The 23,781-nt window shown below is 35.2% G+C and carries 24 protein-coding genes; 17 read left to right on the top strand and 7 right to left on the bottom strand.

All coding sequences use genetic code 11. The features are described from left to right. On the bottom strand, window positions 1-496 hold a 496-nt coding region (locus B5G32_RS02335; protein WP_204209593.1), incomplete at its 3' end, for a transposase zinc-binding domain-containing protein. Between the two features lie 323 nt (window positions 497-819). Between B5G32_RS02335 and B5G32_RS02330 the strand changes: the two genes are divergently transcribed. The 8 genes from B5G32_RS02330 to rpsI all read left to right on the top strand — a co-directional run bounded on the left by B5G32_RS02330 (window position 820) and on the right by rpsI (window position 6,827). Continuing rightward, a complete protein-coding gene (locus B5G32_RS02330) occupies window positions 820-1,677 on the top strand; it encodes a MurR/RpiR family transcriptional regulator (RefSeq protein WP_087298022.1) in 858 nt (285 codons plus the stop codon). An 81-nt stretch (window positions 1,678-1,758) separates the two neighbouring features. Continuing rightward, on the top strand, window positions 1,759-2,589 hold the full coding sequence (locus B5G32_RS02325) for an energy-coupling factor transporter ATPase (protein WP_087935731.1): 831 nt from the start codon (window positions 1,759-1,761) through the stop codon (window positions 2,587-2,589). After that, the gene (locus B5G32_RS02320) at window positions 2,565-3,416 is read left to right on the top strand and encodes an energy-coupling factor transporter ATPase (RefSeq protein ID WP_087298024.1); all 852 of its coding nucleotides are present in this window, start codon (window positions 2,565-2,567) and stop codon (window positions 3,414-3,416) included. The genes B5G32_RS02325 and B5G32_RS02320 overlap by 25 nt, the downstream gene beginning before the upstream one ends. Then, the gene (locus B5G32_RS02315; RefSeq protein ID WP_087935730.1) at window positions 3,409-4,209 is read left to right on the top strand and encodes an energy-coupling factor transporter transmembrane component T family protein; all 801 of its coding nucleotides are present in this window, start codon (window positions 3,409-3,411) and stop codon (window positions 4,207-4,209) included. Before B5G32_RS02320 ends, B5G32_RS02315 begins: the two co-directional genes overlap by 8 nt. Next, window positions 4,206-4,940, top strand: a complete 735-nt coding sequence (gene truA, locus B5G32_RS02310) for a tRNA pseudouridine(38-40) synthase TruA (RefSeq protein ID WP_087245410.1) — start codon at window positions 4,206-4,208, stop codon at window positions 4,938-4,940. Before B5G32_RS02315 ends, truA begins: the two co-directional genes overlap by 4 nt. After that, window positions 4,927-5,835, top strand: a complete 909-nt coding sequence (locus B5G32_RS02305; protein WP_087298026.1) for a histidinol-phosphatase — start codon at window positions 4,927-4,929, stop codon at window positions 5,833-5,835. Before truA ends, B5G32_RS02305 begins: the two co-directional genes overlap by 14 nt. Window positions 5,836-5,981: 146 nt before the next feature. Then, a complete protein-coding gene (rplM, locus tag B5G32_RS02300; protein WP_087245414.1) occupies window positions 5,982-6,419 on the top strand; it encodes a 50S ribosomal protein L13 in 438 nt (145 codons plus the stop codon). A gap of 15 nt (window positions 6,420-6,434) precedes the next feature. After that, on the top strand, window positions 6,435-6,827 hold the full coding sequence (gene rpsI / locus B5G32_RS02295) for a 30S ribosomal protein S9 (protein WP_087245416.1): 393 nt from the start codon (window positions 6,435-6,437) through the stop codon (window positions 6,825-6,827). 339 nt (window positions 6,828-7,166) lie between these two features. On the opposite strand, the gene B5G32_RS02290 is transcribed toward rpsI, so the two are convergent. After that, window positions 7,167-7,772 (bottom strand): L-2-amino-thiazoline-4-carboxylic acid hydrolase, encoded by a 606-nt coding sequence (locus tag B5G32_RS02290; RefSeq protein ID WP_087935729.1) that lies wholly within the window; start codon window positions 7,770-7,772, stop codon window positions 7,167-7,169. Between the two features lie 177 nt (window positions 7,773-7,949). On the opposite strand from B5G32_RS02290, the gene B5G32_RS02285 reads away from it, so the two are divergent. The 4 genes from B5G32_RS02285 (at window position 7,950) to B5G32_RS02270 (ending at window position 11,153) form a co-directional block, all read left to right on the top strand. Further along, window positions 7,950-8,663 (top strand): transglutaminase-like domain-containing protein, encoded by a 714-nt coding sequence (locus tag B5G32_RS02285; RefSeq protein WP_239386173.1) that lies wholly within the window; start codon window positions 7,950-7,952, stop codon window positions 8,661-8,663. Between the two features lie 24 nt (window positions 8,664-8,687). Beyond that, complete coding sequence (locus B5G32_RS02280) at window positions 8,688-9,551, top strand: acyl-CoA thioester hydrolase/BAAT C-terminal domain-containing protein (protein WP_087935728.1); 864 nt, start codon at window positions 8,688-8,690, stop codon at window positions 9,549-9,551. A 53-nt stretch (window positions 9,552-9,604) separates the two neighbouring features. Next, a complete protein-coding gene (locus tag B5G32_RS02275; RefSeq protein ID WP_087935727.1) occupies window positions 9,605-10,087 on the top strand; it encodes an ABC transporter permease in 483 nt (160 codons plus the stop codon). Window positions 10,088-10,283: 196 nt separating this feature from the next. Continuing rightward, window positions 10,284-11,153, top strand: a complete 870-nt coding sequence (locus B5G32_RS02270; protein WP_204209591.1) for an alpha/beta hydrolase — start codon at window positions 10,284-10,286, stop codon at window positions 11,151-11,153. 83 nt (window positions 11,154-11,236) lie between these two features. On the opposite strand, the gene B5G32_RS13895 is transcribed toward B5G32_RS02270, so the two are convergent. The 5 genes from B5G32_RS13895 to B5G32_RS02250 all read right to left on the bottom strand — a co-directional run bounded on the left by B5G32_RS13895 (window position 11,237) and on the right by B5G32_RS02250 (window position 16,330). Next, on the bottom strand, window positions 11,237-11,833 hold the full coding sequence (locus B5G32_RS13895; RefSeq protein WP_255374735.1) for a class I SAM-dependent methyltransferase: 597 nt from the start codon (window positions 11,831-11,833) through the stop codon (window positions 11,237-11,239). A gap of 3 nt (window positions 11,834-11,836) precedes the next feature. Further along, window positions 11,837-12,067 (bottom strand): hypothetical protein, encoded by a 231-nt coding sequence (locus B5G32_RS13890; protein ID WP_204209586.1) that lies wholly within the window; start codon window positions 12,065-12,067, stop codon window positions 11,837-11,839. Window positions 12,068-12,156: 89 nt separating this feature from the next. Continuing rightward, the gene (locus tag B5G32_RS02260) at window positions 12,157-13,902 is read right to left on the bottom strand and encodes an ABC transporter ATP-binding protein (protein WP_087935726.1); all 1,746 of its coding nucleotides are present in this window, start codon (window positions 13,900-13,902) and stop codon (window positions 12,157-12,159) included. Further along, window positions 13,874-15,646 (bottom strand): ABC transporter ATP-binding protein, encoded by a 1,773-nt coding sequence (locus B5G32_RS02255; protein WP_087935725.1) that lies wholly within the window; start codon window positions 15,644-15,646, stop codon window positions 13,874-13,876. Before B5G32_RS02255 ends, B5G32_RS02260 begins: the two co-directional genes overlap by 29 nt. A 66-nt stretch (window positions 15,647-15,712) precedes the next feature. After that, window positions 15,713-16,330 (bottom strand): TetR/AcrR family transcriptional regulator, encoded by a 618-nt coding sequence (locus B5G32_RS02250; protein ID WP_087935724.1) that lies wholly within the window; start codon window positions 16,328-16,330, stop codon window positions 15,713-15,715. A 211-nt stretch (window positions 16,331-16,541) separates the two neighbouring features. On the opposite strand from B5G32_RS02250, the gene B5G32_RS02245 reads away from it, so the two are divergent. From B5G32_RS02245 to B5G32_RS02225, 5 genes are all read left to right on the top strand, one after another. After that, window positions 16,542-17,153 carry a TetR/AcrR family transcriptional regulator gene (locus tag B5G32_RS02245; RefSeq protein ID WP_087935723.1) on the top strand — a complete coding sequence of 204 codons (612 nt, stop codon included), beginning with the start codon at window positions 16,542-16,544 and terminating at the stop codon, window positions 17,151-17,153. A 149-nt stretch (window positions 17,154-17,302) separates the two neighbouring features. Then, the gene (locus tag B5G32_RS02240) at window positions 17,303-19,048 is read left to right on the top strand and encodes an ABC transporter ATP-binding protein (RefSeq protein ID WP_087935722.1); all 1,746 of its coding nucleotides are present in this window, start codon (window positions 17,303-17,305) and stop codon (window positions 19,046-19,048) included. After that, a complete protein-coding gene (locus tag B5G32_RS02235) occupies window positions 19,045-20,775 on the top strand; it encodes an ABC transporter ATP-binding protein (protein ID WP_087935721.1) in 1,731 nt (576 codons plus the stop codon). The genes B5G32_RS02240 and B5G32_RS02235 overlap by 4 nt, the downstream gene beginning before the upstream one ends. A gap of 118 nt (window positions 20,776-20,893) precedes the next feature. Further along, on the top strand, window positions 20,894-21,838 hold the full coding sequence (locus tag B5G32_RS02230; protein ID WP_087935720.1) for a helix-turn-helix domain-containing protein: 945 nt from the start codon (window positions 20,894-20,896) through the stop codon (window positions 21,836-21,838). Between the two features lie 125 nt (window positions 21,839-21,963). Then, window positions 21,964-23,781, top strand: a complete 1,818-nt coding sequence (locus tag B5G32_RS02225; RefSeq protein ID WP_087935719.1) for an ABC transporter ATP-binding protein — start codon at window positions 21,964-21,966, stop codon at window positions 23,779-23,781.

Here is a 23,781-nt window from a genome sequence, read left to right as displayed (position 1 = left end):
CGAGTCTTTTGTTTTTTCTGAATTTAGCATCGTTGGCAAGAGCGCTGATGGTATTTCTGGAAGCGATGAATAAAAGGTCGAGGAGAGAACGATCTCTGATGAAATAATCACGGAGCTCTTGGGCGACAGTAAAAACGATATGGCGATGCTTGCAGGAGAAAGTCATGGCAGAGATGGAAATGGAACGCTGTTTAGCTGATTTAGCGGCACACTTAGAGCAGAACCTGGATTTGCAGGTATGAGGGATGGTCGTTTCAAAACCGCAGTCAGGACATTCATACGTATCAAAACCAAGATAGACGGAACCACAGAGGATAGTATCGAGAATATTCTTATAAGTCACATCACGCATTCTATTGTCATTGTAAAGCTTAGTAATATAATCGATATTATCAAAAAAAATATAACCAAAAGATTCTTTAGTATTCTTTCTTATATAAGAAGATAAGACAGCAGAATCGTATAAAAGAGTATCAGGAGTAGAGAGATCAATCATAAGAACACCACCTAAGATGATTATACAATACAAAAAAGCGATAATCATCAAAGATGATTAATCGCCATGGACAAAATTTATTTTGTCCTTTTTTTATGAATTGCATGATTTGAATTTTGCATTATATGATATCTTATTATTAAAATATGATGATAGGTAAAATGATTGATTTCATAAAAAGGTCATTTATAGAAAATGCAAGAACAACATATGAAAAATAGATGAATTCTGTTTTCATTACAAAATAAAAGCACATCAGCGATGTGTTTTTATTTTGCAACTGATAACAAATTGCTTTATAATGTCATACAAGAGGTGGTCATATGCTTATTCATAAGATAGAAAAGACACATTTTTCACCAAGTGAATCAATCATTATTGATTATATTTTAAAAAAAGGCAAAGACATTAAAAATATGACTATTGCACAGATTGCTAATGAAACATATACATCATCGCCTCTTTTTATACGTATAGCTAAGAAATTAGGCTTTGATGGATGGAATGAATTTAAAGAAGCTTATTTGAAAGAATTAGATTATCTTTATCTCAATCAAGAAGTGGACGCAAATATTCCCTTTGTAGTTAATGACGACATAATGAATATTGCATACAATTTGTGTGTTTTAGAAAGGGAAACAATTCAAGATACATATTCACTTATAAGTCATGATGATTTACAAAAAGCTATCCGCTTATTACGCAACTGCAAGTATATAGATGTTTATAGTCGATCAGTTCATATGCATATAGTCCGCTCATTCCAAGAACGCATGTATATTCTTCATAGACATGTTCAATTATGTTCATTAAGTGATGAACTCGATTCAACATATTTAATGAGTGATCAAAATCATTGTGCAATCATTATTTCATATTCGGGACATGCTCCCCATATAAAACATCTGATTGAAACATTAAGAAAAAAACAAACTTCAATTATTGCTATTACAAATTTAGAAGATAATGAGCTATCTTTGTTAGCAGATGTGACTTTAAGAATGTCATCAAGAGAATTAATTTATACAAAGATTGCAGATTTTGCTAGTAGCCTGTCTTTAAAATATATATTGGATATTCTGTATAGTTGTATTTTTTCAATACATTATCAACAGAATCTGGATAATTGTATACAAATAGCAAAAGAATTAGATAATACCCAACATGAAGAATTCATGTAAATTAAGATTTTTTATTGTTGTAACAAGATGGTTGACAACTACTATAAATCATACTAAAATTGAACTACTTGGAGGATGAGTATGGAAAAAATTATTGATGTTCAACATTTATCTTTTGGATATGATGAAGATACTTTAACAATAGATGATATTTCTTTTAGTATAGAAAAAGGATCGTATACGACAATATTAGGACATAATGGAAGTGGAAAAAGTACTATCGCGAAATTACTGATGGGATTGTTAGAAAAAAAATCTGGAGAGATAGTTATTGGTGGAATTCCATTAACAGAAGAAACATTAAATCAAGTACGTAGTCAAATAGGAATTGTTTTTCAAAATCCTGATAATCAATTTATTGGTGCGACTGTAAGAGATGATATTGCTTTTGGATTAGAAAATAATTGTGTAGATCCTGCATTGATGGATGATATTATCAATGAATATGCAAAGAAAGTCAATATGTATGAGTTTTTGGATCACGAACCTACAAAATTATCAGGTGGTCAAAAACAAAGGGTAGCAATAGCCGGTATTTTAGCTATGAGCCCATCTATTATTATTTTAGATGAGGCAACAAGTATGTTAGATCCTAAAGGAAGAAACGAAATTAACGCTTTAGTCCATCAATTAAATAAAGATAAGAATATGACGATTGTTTCCATTACTCATGATATAGAAGAAGCAGCTTTATCTGATTATGTAATTTTATTAAGTGATGGACATATTGTAGATGAAGGACGACCTGAAGAAGTGTTAATGAAAAAAGAAGAAATAGAGAGCTTGGCTTTAGATATTCCTTTTGCTTATAAAATCAGCCATGGTTTACAAAAAATGGGAATATCTATTGCAGAGCAAATTGATAGAGAGAAGTTGGTGAATGAATTATGTCGATTACATTTAAAGAAGTAGAACATATTTATGCTCAAGATACCCCTTTTGCATATCATGCTTTAAAAGGAGTTAATCTTAATATTCAAAAGGGGAGTATGACAGCATTGATTGGTCATACTGGAAGTGGTAAATCAACGTTGATTCAACATATCAATGCTTTATTACTTCCTACATCAGGAGAAGTCAATGTAGAAGATATATTGATTACGGCAACGGATAAACCATCTTCTTTAAAACCTCTTAGAAAAAAAGCAGGGCTTGTTTTTCAATTCCCTGAGTATCAATTATTTGAAGAAACAATTTTAAAAGATATTATTTTTGGACCAAAAAACTTTGGTGTTAGTGAAGAAGAGGCTATTTCAATTGCAAAAAAAGTTATCAAATTAGTAGGATTAGATGAATCTTACTTAGAGCGTTCTCCATTTGATTTGTCTGGAGGACAAAAACGTCGTATAGCGATAGCAGGAATATTAGCAATGGATCCAGATATTTTAATTTTAGATGAGCCGACAGCTGGATTAGATCCACAGGGTGCTAAAGAAATGTTACAGCTTTTTAAAAAAGTGAATCAGGAAGGTAAAACGGTTATTCTTGTTTCTCATGATATGAATCAAGTCTTAGAATATTGTGATGATGTTGTTGTGATGAATCATGGTCAAGTTGAAAGACATGTATCTGTTGAAGAACTATTTAAAGAAACAGAGTATTTAACATCATTGAGTATTGATTTACCTATTATTACATCATTTATCTTAGAACTTAATAAAAATGGATTTCATATTGATCCGTCTATTAAAGATATTGATGTATTGATTCAGGAAATAGGAGGTCAATTACATGAATAATATGATGTTTGGGAAATACTTGCCTATTGATAGTTTTATTCATCGTTTAGATCCTAGATTAAAAATAGGTGCACTTTTATTACTGTTAATTGCTGTTTTCTTTGATGCAGGATTTATTGGATATGCCCTTTTAGGAACTTTTGTGATTATTATGACATTATTATCACATATCAAAGTATCACAGGTTCTCAAAGCCGTAAAACCAATGCTATTTATGATGGCATTTTTAATGATTTTTAATTTGTTATTTATTCAACAGGGAAATTTATTGTTTTCAATAGGTTTCATTAAGATCTATGATCAGGCAGTTTTACAAACTGTATATATATTTATTAGATTGATTATTATTATTATTATGACAACGATCTTAACTGCTACGACAAAACCTTTAGATTTAACATTAGGTATAGAACATCTTCTGTCACCTTTTAAAAAAATTGGATTTCCTACTCATGAAGTCGCTATGATGATTTCTATTGCATTGCGATTTATTCCAACTTTATTAGAAGAAACGCAAAGAATTATGAAAGCACAAGCTAGCCGAGGTGTAGAATTTTCAGAAGGGAGTTTAAAAGAAAAGATTTTATCAATCGTTTCACTTATTATTCCTTTGTTTATTTCAGCTTTTCAAAGAGCAGAAGATTTAGCCAATGCTATGGAAAGTCGTAATTATAATCCAGAAGCTAAACGTACAAGATATAAACAACTTGTATGGAAATTGTCTGATACAATTTCATTTTTATGTGTCATTGCAATATGTATAGCTATGGTTATAATGAGTTTTGTTTTATGAGAGTCAAATGTATTGTGAGTTATGATGGGACACGTTTTCATGGTTTCCAAGTTCAAAATAATGAACGTACAATTCAAGGTGAAATACAAAAAGCTATTAAAAAAATTAATGAAGAAGAAACTGTTATTCATGCATCAGGACGAACAGATGCGAAAGTCCATGCAGTTCATCAGGTATTTCATTTTGATACACAAAAAAGATTACCGGAAACGCAATGGAAAAGAGCCATTAATCACTTTTTACCTAATGATATTTACATTTTAGATGCTCAATATGTTGATGAAAATTTTCATTCACGATATAGTGCAGTTAAGAAAGAGTATCGTTATTTATTAAATACAAAAGAATATGATCCATTTCAAACCAATTACATTTATCAATATGGCCGTTCTTTAGATATTGAATTAATGAGAGAAGCAGCAAAAATTTTTATAGGAGAACATAATTTTGCGTCATTTTGCTGTTATGATCAATATGGGAATACAATTCGTTCTCTATATCATTTTGATATTGAAGAAAAGGATGGTATTATTACCTTTCGGTTAATTGGAAATGGATTTAGACGTTATATGGTTAGACATCTTGTTGGTGGTATCATTCAAGTTGGAGCTAAACGTATTCAAAAGGAACAACTTTTAGAAATGTTAGAAAGTTGTGGTCAAAAAAAATGTCTTTTTAAGGCCAAACCACAAGGTTTATATTTGCAGGAGGTGTATTATGAAGAAGACTAATTTTCATACACATACCTATCGTTGTGGACATGCTAATGGAAGCGAAGAGGAAATGGTATGTTCAGCTATTAAGATGGGGATTGAAGAATTAGGAATATCAGAGCATGTTCCATTACCACACTATCGTCAGCATCTTTTGAAATCTCTTGTAGCTATAAGAGGACCTAGAAGCTTTTTATCACTTGTTCATGCTTTTATTCAAAATGGACCTAGTATGAGAATGCCTTATCCAGATATGGAAAATTATTTGGATAAAATTAAAGAATGTCAAGATAAATATCAGGACCAGATAAGGATATATAAAGGTTTTGAAGCTGAAGGATTAGAAGAATATTTTGATTATTATCAAAGCTTATTATATGAGCATAAAGTTGATTATTTGATTTTAGGGCATCATTTTCATAAACATTGTGTTCATAGTGATTATTATGGCAAAGAGAATATGAAGAAAAAAGATATTTATCAATATTGTAATGATGTTGAAAAAGCTTTAGAAACAGGATTATTTAGTTATTTAGCTCATCCTGATTTGTTTTTAATAGGATATAAAGAGTTTGATTTAGATGCGAGAACTGTTTCGCAAAGAATCTGTGAAAAAGCGAAAGAGTTAAACATTCCTTTAGAAGTAAATGCAGGAGGAATAAGAAGAGGCTTAAGAAACGTTAATGGAGAGATGATTTATGCATATCCAAATACACACTTCTGGAAAATTGCAGGAGAAGTAGGAAATGATGTTATTTTAGGATTTGATGCTCATGATCCTTCTGATTTTAATGAAGCGATGTATAAGCAGATGTTAGATTTTTGTAAAGAACATAATCTCAATGTTATTGACCATTTCGATTTTTTACAAGGACATTTTGAAAAATTTCAAGGGGAGTATGATATAAGATAATTTATCTGCCTCTCTTTTTCTTTTTGTTATATTAAAAAAGGCGATGAATACAGAGAAAATCATATTGACAAAAATGCGAATATTGTTATAATAAGAGTTGCCTTATTTTAACGTTTGTAGCCCCGGAAACTACAGGAGGATTAAAAATGAGACAAACAACAATGGCTAAAGAAGCCACAATTGAACGTAAATGGTACGTTGTTGATGCTGAAGGATTAACTTTAGGACGTTTAGCATCAGAAGTAGCATCTGTATTAAGAGGAAAACATAAACCAACATTTACACCACATGTAGATACTGGTGATTATGTTATTATCGTTAATGCAGACAAAGTAGTAATGACTGGAAAAAAATTAGATACAGTTAAATACTATCATCATTCTGGTTGGTTAGGTGGTTTAAAAGTTAAAACTGCTCGCCAATTTAAAGAAACAAATCCAACAGGATTTGTAGAAGCAGCTGTTAAAGGTATGTTACCTCATAACACACTTGGAAGAAAACAAGGGATGAAATTATTTGTATACGCTGGTAGTGAACATCCACATGCTGCACAACAACCAGTTGAATTAAAAATTAAGGGATAAGGAGGACGAGAATAAATGGCTAATGTACAATACAGAGGAACTGGACGTAGAAAGTCTTCAGTAGCACGTGTTATTTTAACACCAGGTGCAGGAAAAATCGTCATCAATGGTAGAGAAGCAAAAGATTATTTACCATCAGATGTATTATTAATGATCGTCAACCAACCACTTGAATTAACTGGTACAACTGGTAAGTTTGATGTGATTGTTAATGTTAATGGTGGAGGTTACAGTGGACAAGCTGGAGCTATCCGTCATGGAATTTCAAGAGCTTTATTAGAAGCTGGAGAAGATTACAGACCAGTATTAAAAGCAGCTGGATTCTTGACTCGTGATGCAAGAGTTAAAGAACGTAAAAAATACGGACTTAAAGCAGCTCGTAGAGCACCACAGTTCTCAAAACGATAGTATTAAATTGTGGTCTGAGAACATCAGTAAAAATCAAATTATGCAAAAAACCCTCTATTTACGAGGGTTTTTTCATTTTCTTAATTGCTTTTGAAGACCGTGAATTTCTGATAAAAAGTGCTGAGAATTGCTAAAAAGCCATCTATTGACGGAAATTATGCAGCAAATATGCAGCAAACTGGCGTAATTTCTGCGTAAAATCCGGCGTAATTCTGGCGTAAGATTATGTGATGGAGCCTTTTGTATCATCTCGATATTTATCTAGATGTTCAAATTTGAACATCTTCTTTTGCATTATGAAACGGCCTACTGTCATATTGAAACATATCATAGATTTATTTAATTTTTGTTATATCTAAAATCGCAATACTCGGCTCCATCAGCTATGGTTTGGGTGCGTTTAAGTGTCATCCCCATCATATCTGCCAGTACAAAATCCAATTGACATATATGCTTAGCTAACTCAGGACAGTTTTCATCTGCACAAAGTTTGCATACACCACACTGGAAGTAATTATATCCTAATTCAAATTCATCTGTTTTTTCTAAAACATCTACAATCCAGTCATTTTCATATCTTCTAAGATGAGACTGAGCTTCCCATATTTTTCTCTTTTTCATTTTACGAGGACTCAGATATGAATCTGCATTACCCATAGCTATATGAAAGAGTCTGTTTGCATAGAGTCCGTTTTTTAAGATTTCGTAATTCTCTTCTGGAGAAAGTGTATTTGCTCTGTTCATTGCTATAAAATATGCTCCCATGCAGTATGCATTTAAAAGTCGGGAATGTCCTATGTCTTTTGCACGGTGAATAATGGATACATATTCATTTTTAATTTTCTCTATATCTGCCTTATTTTCGATATGCATTCTTTTGATTTCATGCTTACAGGCAGTATGATAAAACCAGCCATACAATCTTACACTGAACCCATATCTCATAGTATCATCTCCTAAATATCATAATAATCTAAATGTTTAGCTTAGGCTAACCAAATTATAGCATTTCTCTATAATATAAAGTAAGCTCAAACTAACTAAATTTATTATTTATTTTTTTATTGTTTATGTAACTTTGTAGAGATATAATTAAATTACAAAATGAGATTTTGAAGGGCGATGAAAAGTGTGGAGCAATATCTAAAAGAAACATTATTATTAGATTATTCATGTCCAAATATACAAGAATTAATCATTGAAAGACAATGGAAAGATATGGATGCATATAGTCGCATGAAGCAGATATATGATTTCATTCGAGATGAAATTCTATTTGGCTATAATGTTGATGATTATATTCCCGCCTCAAAAGTTTTGACCGACGGATATGGACAATGCAATACCAAAGGCATTCTTTTTATGGCATTGTTGCGAGGTGTTGGTATTCCTTGTCGAATACATGGGTTTACGATTGACAAAAAGTTACAGAAGGGAGCCATGACGGGGATTGTATATAAAAACGCACCAATAAATATATTACACAGCTGGGTTGAAGTATATTTAGATAATGTATGGTATGAGCTTGAAGGTTTTATCCTTGATAAGAGTTATCTTATGCAGCTGCAAAAAATAAACCAGACCTGTCAAGGCAGTTTTTGTGGATACGGTGTTGCAGTTAAGGATTTACATAATCCAATCATTGATTTCGATCGAAACAATACTTACATTCAAAGCGAAGGAATCAATCATGATTTGGGAATTTATGATAGTCCTGATGATTTGCTTCAGGAGCATCATCAGGGACTATCAGCTATGAAAAAGTTTCTATATAGAAATTTAGGCAGACATTTAATGAATAATAATATCCAAAAAATAAGAAATGGTAAAAGATAAATTGAAAACAAATAGGAGAAAACCATGAAAAAGAATGTTATTGAAAATATAACAGTAACACTACGTAAAGGTGACGGTGTTCTATATCCAGTCAAAGATAGAAAAGATAAGGTTATGATTGTATTATCAGGTAGTGAAGGCGGGCTGGCGCATGCAAAGAAACTTGCAAAATATTTGCAGACTAATGGAATACCAGCATTGGCTCTTGGATATTTTAAAACAGCTAATTCTGTCAAATCATTAAGTAAAATTGAACTTGAAAACATTAAAGAGGCAATAGACTGGCTAAAACAAATGGGATATAAAAGAATAGGAATTGAAGGATATTCAAAAGGTGCTGAATATGCAGCAGCTGCTGCAATAGCATTTCATGAATTGAGCTGTGTCATTTTGAAGACACCTTCATGGTTTTATAGTGAGGGGATGAACAGAAAAACACCATCCAAAACGAGCTGCTGGTCTTATAAGGGAAGGGAACTCCCATATACACCCTATAAAACAAGAAAATTACCAATCATTAAGGAAATCATCAAAAACAGGGAATATAATATTCTTGCTATAAACATGAATAAAAAAATCAATCCTGATTCAATCATATCGATTGAAAAAATCAAAGCACCTATTTTGATGTTTTCAACAAAGATGGATACCATCTGGCCGTCAAAGGAAAGCTGTGAAAAACTGGAAGAACGCCTGATTAGTTACAATTTTTTCTATCCATATAAGCATATATGTTTTGAGCATATGAGCCACATGATGTTAGAAGACTGTGGAGATTCAATAAAGTATTTTATTAAATCAGAAAAACGATATCCAAAGGAATGTGCTAGAGAACGATCTGTGATGGGCCAGGAATGCATAAGGTGGATAGAGGAAGTATGGCAATAAAAAAATTCAAGATATAAAAAATGACCTTTATATAGTGAGGAGTATGGAGCAGGATGAACGTAATTATAGAAACAGTTATTTTGTGCAGTGTGTTTTTTCTTATATGTTTTCTGGAAACTGGAACTGATGAAAAGAATCTTTTGGGATTAAGATCCTATCCAACAGATGTACAGAATATCATAAGAAGCGATGAAAAATATAAAGATAAAACGAAAGAAACGAATATACCTAAAGTTTTTATAGCGAATTTAGTAATGTTTATGATAGTGTTGCTTGTTTTTGGGATTTTTATTAAATCAGATGATTTTAAGGTAAATTTTATAAACATCTTGATATTAGGCGAAGCGTTGAATTTATTTGATTTGGTCATTATTGACCTTTTATGGTGGAGAAATTCGAAAAGGATACGATTTAGCGAAATTCCTGATAAAAAGATGTATCAAAATCCAAAGAAGCATATAGATTCATTTTTAAGAGGAATTATTATGTATGGCATCATTGCAGTCATTGATGGATTTATATTGACTATATTATAGTGAATAAAAGAGATGAGGCACGATGTGAAAAAATCATCTTCCGTTTATGAGAGTTGTTCCAATTATTATCATACTGCAGCTCGTCGTTAAAGCTTTGTCCATTATATTATCTGAAAGGGGCAGACTGTATTCTGTTCAGTTAGCAGGATTGCAGAGCAAAGCCCGATTATATATTTGAATGAGGAGGCACATAAATATGATGAGCATAGAGGAATTTAATCAAAAATATCCAAAGCATACTGTTATTTTACCTATGGGAAAGGAATTTTCCTATCGCTATTACAGGAATCCCGATGCAAAATCCACCGTCTTGCTTCTAAGTGGAGGGATTGGCTTATCGGACTTATTCTATCTGCATTTTGATAGATTTGCGAAATATTTTTCCGTACTGACTTTTGATTATCAGATACAATTTAAGAATAATATGGAATTTGCTTTGGCTGTATCACAGCTTCTTCAAAATCTAGATGAAAAGGTATGGCTGGTAGGTCAATCATTAGGCGGAATAGTATCTCAGATCATTGCATCTTATTATCCGGAATGTGTAGAAGGAATGATACTATCTAATACCTGTTCTCTTGCAAAAGATATGGGTGAGGATGGCTATCAGTTTTTGCTAAATATGATAGAAGGGCAGAAGAAAGCTAAAAAACTCTTATCTTTCATACCTTTTGCTTTGTATAAATGGCTGATAAAATGGGCAGTATTGAAAAAGAAAACGGATGGCTTCACACAACAGGAAAAAATGCAGATGAAAAATCTGTGCAATGTCATGATGAAACTGTTAGATAAATCTTATGAATATCATATGATTGATTTTCTGGTCGATGCTCAGAATCATTTTGGCATGACGGAGAATGATTTCAGAAAATTTGATGACAGAGTTCTGCTGATCCTATCGGAAGACGATCATACATTCAATCAGGCATGTAAGGATTCACTGGTTAATATCATGACTAACCCAACGCTTATTACCAATCTGCATGGTGGACATCTGGCCTTGATGGTACAACTTGATGAATATGCTAGAAAAGTCAGCGAATACATTTTGAAAAGAGAAAAATAAACAATTAAAGATAAAAAAAATGAAACGATTCTTTTTATAGAATTGAGAACGTTTCATTTTTTTCTGCTTTAAGCATAGATGCTTTAAAACTCCATCTTTATAATTGACATCTTCATCATTCTATCTCCCAGTCTTGCGAGCAGACGATGAGATGGATGGATGCCGGGACTTTTCAAGTCATAATAGCCCAGCATATATCCTTTTGAACTCACGTTGATTGTATCTGACCAGTTTAATTCTTTAAGCGGATCAGAAACACAGAAATAGCCTTTCACATCCTGTATTCCCATGTTTTTAAGAATTTTGCTCATCATGAGTCTGAGTCCTGCTTTTCCAATCGTATCAAAAATCAGACATCCGTTTGGATAATGCTGTGAGAGTCTTAAAACCAGTGCTTTGACTTCTTCTGTTTTAAAATAATGAAAGACACCTGAAGCAAACAGAATGATTCCCCTGCTTCCATCTATCTGATCCATCCATGAATCATTTCTTATATCTGCCGCGATATTCTCTTCTCTTTCATGTACTGGCATCCAAAGATTACGAATCTTAATAATGTCAGGAAAATCAATGTTGACAATATGGCATGTACCGTTATCACATGCAAGCCCGGTCTGATCCAATCCACAGCCTAAGTTTACAACGGTTGCATTAGGGTGCTTTTTGAGATAATTCTTTATTTCCTACATCATATCCAGCTGTCGCATAGCTGCTTCCAATGCACCAAACTCGTAGAAAAAGGTATCCTGCTTCTTTTCCAGCTCGCTAAAATCATAATCCAGCTTTTCACAGAATGCTTTTGCAGATGTATCGGTATATAATTCAGGAAATTTCTCAGCACACATTTTTCTTCCAAACAGAGGTACGATCAGCGTTTCCTGAACCGAATTCTTTTCAATATGTATTTTATTCATTGTTAAATACGCCTCCTTTTTTTAGTTAGCCTTGTATAACTATTATATCAGATGAGAATCCCTTTTCATAGATAAAAAGCCAAGCTTCATTAGCCTGGCTGATTGGTAAGTTTATAGACTGAGTCACTCTTATTCACCAGTTTCTGGTATAATCCCTTCTCTTTTAGAAGTTCTTCATGAGTGCCTGACTGTACAATGCTTCCCTGATCAATGACAAGTATTTGATTGGCTTTTTCAATAGTATGCAATCGGTGAGCAATTACAATCAGTGTTTTTCCCTTGCATAGTTCCATGATGGCTTCCTGAATGTAGCTTTCATTATCAGCATCAACATTAGCGGTTGCTTCATCCAGAATGATAATTGGCGAATCTTTTAGAATACAGCGGGCTATGGATATGCGCTGCTTTTCACCGCCTGATAGACTGGCTCCGCCTTCTCCAATAAGAGTATCAAAGCCATTTTCCAGTTCCATGATAAAGTCATAGCAGCGAGCTTTTTTAGCTGCTTCAATCACTTCTTCTTTTGTCGCATCAGGTTTTGCCATGGCGATATTATTGTAAATGGTATCTTGAAAAAGATACACTCTCTGGAATACCATGGAGATCTGATTCATCAAGCTTGCCAGCTGAACATCCTTGACATTTCTGCCATGAATGCAGACTTCCCCTTGCGAAACATCCCAGAATCGTGTCAGAAGGGAAGCAATGGTGCTTTTTCCAGAACCGCTTGGCCCAGCCAATGCCAGCATTTCACCTTTTTTTAGATGAAAGTTTACATGATGCAGCACTTCCTTCTTTCCATAGGCAAAGCTGACATCCTTCATTTCAATTTCATATTCAGAAGAAACAGGAAACTCCTCTTTTCCGCTATCATTCAGTTCGCTTTCACGGAAAACATCTTCGATGCGATCCAGACAGCTGCTCATTACCGTAAAACGAGAACTTTCACTGTAAAGTGCTTTTGTAGGAGCGTAAAGATCAAATACGAAGAGTATCATGCCAATCAGATAAGGAACATCTAACATGGACTGTTTATAGAGTATGAATGCCAGCAGCAGCATGATACTGGATCCAACTCCAAAGGCAATATTCAACAGTCGAGTATAAGGTGCAACAGCATATTCAAAATCTAGCGCAACCTTCATAGTGTGATCAAAATTATCTGTCAGCTGTTTTGACTGTCTTCCCATCAGATTATAGGTTTTGATGATGCCTATACCTTCTGTGAAATCCAGAACCGCATTGGTCAGCTGTTCACTTTGCTGCTGACGGATGGCAGAATGGTATAATGCTTTTTTATCAAGCAGATGTCCTACATAGACCAGACAGAGAATAATAAGCAGGGATAGCATTCCGATATAGGGGTTAAGGTAGAATAGAAAGGCTATCATGATGAACTGCGAAAAGATATAATTCATGGTATTCGCGACGACAGTCATGCAGTTTTCTTCAATAAATACCATATCCGTTGACAGGACAGAACTGATTTTTCCCAGATTGCCTTCGGTAAAGTAGCCCATCGGCATCTTTCTAAGATGATTTCCTAAACGAATGCGCATATCTGAAAAAATGTAATAGCCGGAAGCACTCTGCAGACGATCGGAAATATACTGACATAGTGTTTCCAGCAGAACGCTGATAAGCAGTGCCAAGCCATATAGCCAGCATTTTTCTACGGTCATCGTCTGATTATAAAATTCCATGAATACAAGGAATGCAATGCATAGAGGTGCTTTTGACAGCATTGATTTCAGAAAGGCAAAGATAAATGCAATCTGAATACGTGATTTATATTTGCCAGAAATTTTAATGATTCTGGATAGCAGTTTCAGCATAAGAGTTTACCTCCTTTGTTTTGATTTTCCAAGTATGAGAAGCCGTTGCAGCGTTCCATAGCTTCTGATATTCGGCATTATTCTTTAATAAATCCTCATGCTTTCCAATACCGTCAATCTTGCCTTTTTTCATAACGATAATCTGATCAGCATTGACAATGGAAGGCAGGCGGTGTGCGATGATGAGAACTGTCTTATTCTGAATAATCTGTGAAATAGCCTTGTTCATCTTGTCTTCGTTTTCGCTGTCAATGAAAGCAGTCGCTTCATCTAGAATAATGATTGGTGCATCTTTTAGGATTGCTCTGGCCAGTGAGATTCTCTGTCTTTCACCTCCGGACAATTGCTTTCCTCCATCTCCGGCAGGCGTATCAATTCCTTTTTCAAGACGTGATAGAAAGTCATTGCACTGTGCCTGCTTAGCTGCCTGAAGAACTTCTTCATCGGTAGCCTCCAGATTTCCATATCGGATATTTTCCTTTAGGGTTGTGTTGAATAGAAACTGTTCCTGTGAAACATAAGAAATCTGTTTATTTAACTGTTCGATGCTCATATCACAGATATTCTGTCCGCCTATGCTGATTTTTCCGCTTTGTACATCATAGAAATGGACAAGCAGCTTAGCTAAGGTACTTTTTCCTGAACCTGATTCTCCGACAAAGGCAACCATCTGTCCCTGTGGAATATTAAGTGACACGTCATGGATTACCTCGTCTTTGTCATAGCTAAAGCAGACATGATCATATTTGATAGAGAAATCTTCTCCCATAAAAGCCTTGCTGTTTTGTTTCAAAGGTTCACTTGCCATGAGCTTTTCCAATGATTCGATTTTATAGTTGAGCTGAGGAAAGGTGGACATGAAGTTCAGTGCTTTCAAAATGGGAACTCCCATGCCAAAGGATAAGCACAAGATAAGAATAAAGTCTGTCAGCGTACTATATCCCTGTAAAACCAGATAAGATCCAATCGGCAATGCGAACAAGGCAATGCATGGCAAAATGCTGCTGTAAAGAGCCATCCATGGCCATGATGCCTGATACCATTTTAAGGTAAAATCACGATAGGCTGTGACATCATCCTTTAATCGCTTATAAGAAGCTGCATCATGATTAAAAACCTTGACGACTTCCATTCCCTGAACATATTCAATGATGGTATTGTTCATTTTGCCGGCAGAGGCATAATAATTTGCCATTTCCTTCATGCCTACACGGTACATGATCATCATAGAAATGATGCCGAAAGGCAGCGAGCATAGGGATAAAAGAGCCAGCTTCCAGTCAATAAAGAACATGGCAATTAGAATAATAACCGGTATGGAAACATTTGCAATTCCTTCCGGAACTGCATGAGCAAGCAACAGTTCAATGCTGTCGATGTCATCAATGAACATTTTTTTGAGAACACCGTTTCCTTTTTCCTGAATAACACCTAAAGGAAGTTTTTCAAGACAGTCCTGCAGATAGGTTCGGATATTCTTCAAGGTATGATAGGCGCTTTCGTGGGATAATGCCAGTCCTTTCACATATAAGATACCGTGCATGATCATACATAAGACTATGACGGCGATATGAAGCAGGCAGTAAGACATGGAAATGTCCTGTCGATTGAGCAACGGATTGATCAGTCGGTAGATCATAAAATAAGGAATAATGCTGAAAATAACAGCAATAATCAATACTATGATGGATTGATATGTTTTCTTTTTATATTCATGAGCGTATTGAAAGACTTTTTTAAACATAGATTCCCTCCTTGTGTGTTAGTCTAAGCTAACTGATAGTTAATTTTTTTAGCTCCCGGTAGAGAGCTAATGTTTAAATCCTAAAACCTTATACCAGTCAAACAGATTGCAGACAAGCTGATTGTATCTTATGATTTCTTCCCAGCTGAAATCATGAACGAAAGGTTCATAAATGGTTTCCCAGAAAGCAGATAGAAGTACGTGCATTTCTCTGCGGGAAACCTGTACCTCCGTCAGATGTCTTCGATAGGCTTCCTCGTAGTATTCATATGTGTAATCAGACATTTTCTGTACCCAGTCATGGCTGAAGTTTGAAAATTTTGAACCTTCACTTCTGCATAGAAGAAGCTTAAAGCATTCCTTTCTCTGATATAGAAATTCAAACCACCAGAGCATATAACTTTCATCCATATCCCAGCTTCTGATTAGTGCTTCATCAGATACGGTATCGGGATCAGTCAGCTTTTTTTGATTGATGATATCATCCAAGTCATCCAGCAGAGGCTGAACGACAGCAAGAAACAGTTCCTCTTTGCCTTTATATCTTTTATATAAAGCTCCGGTTGTGACTTCAGCATTTCCGCATATGGATTTTAAAGAGGCATTCAGGAAACCTTCCTTCAGAAACTCCTGCTTGGCACTGTCTAAAATCTTAGGATCCAGTGTAGTATCTCTTTTTGACAAATGATCACTCCTTTACTGATAACTTAATTATCGATAATTACATTATCATTATATCTTATTGTATACAGTTGTCAATCATTTACTGATATTTTTAAATTTTCAATAATTTTTGAAGCCAAAAAATTTCCTGAATCCATTGACAAAAGGCGAAAGATGTTTTATATTTAAAACAGTGTTACGTAACACTGTTTTAAAAGTTTGGAGGTGAGCCATGCCAAAGAGAAAAGAAGGCGTTTATGAGAAAATCCTGGACGCCGCAAAAAAGGAGTTTCTGTCTAAGGGATTTCGTGATGCATCGCTTCGAGTGATTGCCAGAGAAGCAGATACCAGCACAAGTTCAATTTACACAAGATTTAAAGATAAGCAGGGACTTTTTGATGCTATCATTCAGCCTGTTGGAGATGAATATGTGGAGATGTTTACAAAGATTCAGGAACAGTTCTGGCAGATGGAATACTATGATGATTATGACTATATGCTGGAATACAGCGAGAACGGACAGAAAATGCTGCTGGATTATATCTATGAACACTTTGATGAATTTCAGCTGCTGTTATGTCAGGCGGATGAAACGCAGAAGGATCGTTTCATGAATACCCTGATTGATATAGAAACGAAGGGATCACTGGAATATCTGGATGTCATGCAGCCAAAGCAGCGTGTTGATGAAGAATTTATGCATATTGTCAATACAGCTTTTTTCAACGGCTTTTTTGAAATCGTTCATCATAAGATGGACAGGGAAAAAGCTTATCAGTATATTACAAGACTGAGAGCATTTTATAACGCCGGATATGCGACTGTTTATGATGCGGAGTTCTAAGGAACTCTTTCTTTTAAAGAATTTGGTTAGCTAAAACTAACTTCTGAAAGTGAGATGATAGGAATAGATAAAATAATAGTGAGAAGGGTTCACAGGAACTCATTTATTTAAAACATTAAGTTAGCTTAGCCTAACAGAAGGGAGAAGTTATGGAAACAAAGAAAAAATCCCCACTCCTACGTCTATGGGATATGGGGGAGGAAGAACATGGAAAACTTATATTGGCAATCGTACTGGCTGTGATTGGCGTATCCTGCAGCATGGCTGCCTATTACAGTGCAGCACAGATGATCATCGGACTGCTTCATGGCAATCAGAATATCAGCTTTTATCTGACATGGTGTGCTATTGCATTCGCAGGATATGTTATCAAGGCGGTCCTGTATACGCTGGCATTGTCAAAGTCACATCAGGCAGCATTCTCGATTATGAAAAACATCCGCATTCAGTGTATGCACAAGCTTACCAGAGTACCGATGGGAAATCTGCTGGATGTATCAAGCGGGCAGATGAAGCAGCTCATTGTCGATCAGGTAGAAAGCATGGAAACTCCTTTAGCACATCTTTTGCCTGAAATGACCAGCAATGTGCTTGCACCGCTCTTTGTCTTTATTTATCTATTGATTCTTGACTGGCGTATGGCACTCATTACTTTGATTTCGCTGCCGATCGGATTATTCTTCATGTCTTTTATGATGAAGGATTATGCGAAAAAATATCAGGGTTCCGTTGAAACTGCACAGAAGATGAATACTGCCATTGTAGAATATATCAATGGCATTGAAGTCATCAAGGCATTTAATCAGGGCAAGAATTCTTATCAGAAATATGCGGATGCGGTAAAGGCCAATGCTGAATATTTTTATCAGTGGATGAAAAGCTGTCAGCTTCCTTCGTCTGCAAGCCGTATCGTAACGCCTTCAACAATGATTACGGTTCTTCCGTTTGGATTATGGTTTGTCATGAACGGAAGCCTTTCCGTTGAAAGCTTTATTGTGATTATGATTCTTGCATTTGGAATCATCGATCCTTTGATTGCGGCAATGTCTTTTACAGACAGTCTGGCTGTGGTGGGAACAATCGTAGATCTTGTGGAAGGTCTGATTTATGCTCCGGAACAGAATCATGGAAATATACCCGTTCAGTTTGAAGATACAGCTATCACAATGAAGGATGTATCCTTTGGCTATCATGAAGGTCAGGAGGTTCTGCATAATATTGATCTCAATATTATGCCAAATGAGGTCTGTGCATTTGTCGGACCAAGCGGCAGTGGAAAATCAACGATTACCAAGCTGATTGCAGGCTTCTGGGACATTGAAAAGGGAGATATTACGATTGGAAATTATTCTCTTAAGCAGATTCCGCTTTCTCAGCTGAATCAAAAGATTGCCTATGTATCACAGGATAACTATCTGTTTAATGATACAATCATGGAAAACATAAGAATGGGAAATCCTGATGCAGATGATGCTGAAGTCATGGAAGCTGCCAAGAAGGCTGGCTGTCATGAGTTTATTCAGTCGCTGGAAAATGGATACCAGACAATCTGCGGCAGCAGCGGAACACATTTATCAGGAGGGGAACGACAGAGAATTGCTATCGCAAGAGCGATGCTGAAGGATGCCCAGATTATCATATTGGACGAAGCAACGGCCTATATCGATCCGGAAAATGAAGCAATCGTGCAAAAGGCAGTATCTTCTTTGGTCAAGGATAAGACACTGATTGTCGTGGCGCATCGTCTGTCAACGATTACGGAGGCATCAAAGATCGTTGTAGTAAATAAAGGAAGAATAGAAGCCATTGGCAGACATGAAGAACTGCTTGCAAACAATGCATTATATAAGCAGATGTGGCAGGCGCATATAGGAACAAGGGAGGAAGCATTATGATCAAGGTTTTAAAGAAAATATGGGATTTTGCTGGCGTTGAGCAGAAACACATAAAAAGATCTATTATTATCGGTATTTTCTATGCTATCTTTCATATGTTCATGATTGGTGCCATTTTCTTTGCGGTAGAGGCAGTTGTCAATGAAAGTCATGATGTTCGCTATATTTTCATGACGTTCTTTATGGTTCTATTAAGCATAGCAGGACGAATTGCCTGCAACTACTCAACTCAGCTTCATCAGACACATGCAGGATACTACATGTCGGCATGGAAAAGAATTGACATAGGAAATCGCTTGAAGACAATTCCAATGGGATTTTTCAATGAAAACAGCTTAGGAGAAATTACCGGGATTGCGACAACCGTTTTGCAGGAAGTAGAAACAACCGTTCCAATGGTACTGGTCATTACCCTGACTGGCATCATCAATGCACTGATTTTTATCGTGTATATCTTTTTCTTTGATTATCGTATCGGCTTCATTGTTCTGCTGGGAACGATCTGTTATTTTTTCATCACTTCCAAAATGGAAAGGAAATCCAGCATGATTGCTCCAAAACGCCAAAGATCAACAGCAAAGCTGGTAGAGGCGGTTTTAGAGAATATCAAAGGAATGTTTATTGTTCGCTCATTTAATCTTTCAGAAAATGATCATCAGAATATAGATGAAGCAATTGAAAATAATCGTGCCAGCAATCTGGCAATGGAAAGACTGTTCACACCATATACGATTGCTCAGGAAATAGTCTTAAAGCTGTTTAGTATTCTGATTATCCTTGCGGCGATACAGTTTTATTGGAATCAGACAATGTCTTTGACTTACTGTCTGATGATGATTATTGTATCATTTCTGATATTTGCACAGATTCAATCTGCAGGCAGCGGTCTGGCAATTTTAAGACTGGCAGGAAGCTCCATTGATCATGCCAATAAGGTAGATGAAACTCCGATACTTGATGAACATGGAAAAGAAATCAAGCCTGAGAATCAGGAAATTGTATTTAACGATGTCAGCTTTTCCTATGACAAGAGAGAAATTCTTCACCATGTTCAGCTGACAATTCCGCACCATTCTTCATTGGCTATTGTCGGACCTAGCGGAAGTGGAAAGACAACATTGTGTCATCTGATTGCCAGATTCTGGGATGTCAATCAGGGAAGTATTTCTATTGGCGGACATGATATCAGGGACTATACACTGGAATCTTTGATGGATCAGATCAGCATGGTCTTTCAGAATGTTTATTTGTTTAATGATACGATAGAAAACAACATTAAATTCGGCAGACCGGAAGCGACTTTGGAAGATGTGAAACTGGCTGCCCAGAAAGCATGCTGTGATGAATTTATTGAATCGTTGCCAGAAGGCTATCAGACAGTCATTGGTGAGGGCGGATCTTCGTTATCAGGCGGTGAAAAGCAAAGAATCTCTATTGCCAGAGCCATTTTAAAAGATGCGCCAATCATTATCTTTGATGAAGCGACAGCCAATGTAGATCCGGAAAACGAAGATAAGCTGCAAAGGGCGATGGAAGAACTGATGAAGGATAAGACAGTTATCATGATAGCTCACCGCTTGAAAACAGTGAAACATGCATCAAAGATTATAGTAATCAATAATGGTCAAATCGTTCAGCAGGGAACGCATCAGCAGCTGATAAAGGAAGATGGCCTGTATAAAAAATTTGTTGAACAGAAAAATGAAACCGGTTCTTGGAAGTTGTAATCATATATATAAAGTCACATGCCTATCAAAAAGGGTGTGTGATTTTTCTATTGTACATATATTATGTATGTGGTAGTATTTTGGTTAGAATCAACTAACTTTAGGGGTGTATATTGAAATGAAATTAAATGAATCATGGTATGGAAATAAGGCAAAGATCATTAAACAAGGAAAAGATTATGCGGTTATAGAATATGGCTGTAGCGGAAAGGGAATTGTGTCAACCTATCAGCTCTTTGACGGGATTTCCCTTTGTTTTCTGGATTTTGATACTGAAGATATCATGCCTTCTCAGCAATTTAATCCAAATATCATTTCAATTGTATGCTGCTATAGCGGACGCTATGAATGCGAGTTTTCCAATCATCAAGTGTTTTACCTTTCTGAAGGATCTTTTGCTGTTATGGGAACAAAATATCTGCCTTCATTCTTTTCTTTTCCATTGAAAAAGTGCTTTGCATTTAGCTTAGTCATCGACATACAGTCACTAAGCAGCAATTCTATTCAGCTTTTAGATTCATTTGATCTGAATATAAACAAAATTAGTGAGCATCTTAGACTTGACGAGAATGGATACCTATGTCATGCAGAAAAAGAACTTGGACATATATTTTCGGAAATTTATGAAGCAAAGGATATAAATGATATTTCATATTTTCGCATAAAGGCGATAGAATTCTTGTTCCGTATCAATAAGTTTTCACATGATGAGAATCAGTCATTTCAGTACTATGACAAGAAGTATATACAGAAGGCAAAAGAAATATGTAATTATATGATTGAACATCTAGACGAAAAAGTTTCGTTAAGGCAATTAACTGCTGAAAAGGATTTTAATTTATCTTTATTCCACAAGGTTTTTACTCAAATATATGGCGATACTCCGTATGCTTATATAAAAAAATACAAAATGAATATCGCCGCTAATGAGCTAAAAAATACCGACAGAAAAATAAATGATATTGCTTTAAGCTTAGGGTATAATAACGCAAGCAAATTTTCAATAGCGTTTCATTCAGTATATGATATATTGCCAAAAGATTATCGCAAACAAAATAATTAGCATTTTTGGGCTATTTTAAGGCGATATATATAGTTATGGGGTAGAAAGAAATATGGAAAGTAATTAAAATGGTGTATGTTAGCTACGACTAACTACATCATTTTTATTTAGGAGGGATTATACTTATGGCAAAAAAATCGCCAAAACAACAAAAACCAAAAACTGGTTTAGCTCGCTGTTTGGAACTGGCTTCAAACAAGAAAGGATTGGTCTTTTTATCAGCAATTCTTTCATCATTAGCGTCTGTCGCTTCATTTGTTCCTTATATAGCAGTTTATTTTATCATCGTTTCCATTATTCAAGTCTATCCTGATTTAGACGGATTAAATATGAGTGAAGTTATGGGATATGGCTGGCTTGCTTTAGGAGGCATAATAGCCAATATATTACTATACTTTTTGGCTATTTTCTGTTCTCATATTGCGGCTTTTGGAACACTATATGAATTGAAAATAAAATTTTCTGAACATATCACGAAAATACCTTTAGGTTATCATTTAACTATTGGTAGTGGACGATTCAGAAAGATAATGGACGATAATATAGAAAGTGTTGAGGGTTTTATTGCACACCAGTTTCCTGATTTTGTCGCTTCCGTAACCGCACCTGTTGTTATGGTTATTTTATTGTTTGCGATAGACTGGCGTTTTGGTTTGGCTTCTTTAGTAGGAATTATATTAGCTTTTATTGTACAGTTCATGGGCTATGGTAGCGGAGCCATGAAAGAAAATATGGAAAAATATCAAGTTGCACTGGAAGATATGAATAATGCTTCTGTTGAATATGTGCGTGGTATGCCTGTGGTAAAAGCATTTAATCAAACAGCTAATTCGTTTGAAAGATTGAAACATGCAATCACTGAATACACACAATGGGTATTAAAATTTTCGTTGGGGTGGCAGAACTGTATGCCTGCATTTACAACTATTATCAATAACATCTATCTTGTGTTAATTCCAGTAGGTATACTTATAGGTTCTAATACGTCGGATTTTAAAACTTTTTTGATGACTTTTGTTTTTTATTTGCTATTTGTACCTGCCGTTGCGGGAGTATTAAACAAAATCATGTATGTGTCAGAGTCATTTATGCAAATAAATGGTAATGTAGCAAGAATGGATGAGATATTTAATATTCCCGTATTACCAGAAACTAAAAATCCTAAAAAGTCAGAAAACAATGATATTGTTTTTGATAAGGTGAGCTTTTCTTATACTGGAAAGGAAAACGACTTGGCAATTCAGAATGTTTCTTTTAAGGCTAAGCAGGGAGAAATTACAGCGATTGTCGGTCCATCTGGCGGTGGAAAAAGTACAATAGCAAATTTGATTTCCAGATTTTGGGATGTCACTACTGGTAGCATTAAAATAGGTAATGTGGATATTAGAGATATAGCTATGAATGATTTAATGAAACATGTCAGTTTTGTATTTCAGGATATTTTCCTGTTTAAGCAGAGCATATATGACAATATTGGTATGGGAAATCCTAATGCAACAAAAGAGCAGATTATTCAAGCGTCAAAAGCGGCTCAATGCCATGATTTTATTATGAAGCTGCCTAACGGCTATGATACTGTGATAGGTACAAAAGGTATACATCTCTCTGGTGGAGAACGTCAAAGAATTGCTATTGCAAGGGCAATTATTAAAGACGCCCCTATCATCGTATTGGACGAAGCAACGGCGTTCAGTGACCCAGAGAACGAATACTTGATACAAAAGGCTTTTGAAAAGCTCATGCAGAATAAAACAGTTATCATTATTGCACACCGTTTATCAACAATCCGTAATGCTGACAAAATTCTTGTAATGGAAAAAGGGCATTTAGTTGAATGTGGAAATCACGATAGTTTAATACAGAGAAATGGACGTTATTTCCAAATGTGGCAACACTACACAGAAGCAATAGACTGGAAAATCAATGGAAAGGCGGTGCAGTAA

The sequence above is a fragment of the Massilimicrobiota sp. An80 genome, from assembly GCF_002159255.1.
GTDB lineage: Bacteria > Bacillota_I > Bacilli_A > Erysipelotrichales > Coprobacillaceae > Allocoprobacillus > Allocoprobacillus merdigallinarum.
The sequence above is the reverse complement of the archived record's forward strand: the minus strand, read 5'-3'. Positions and strand labels throughout refer to the sequence as shown.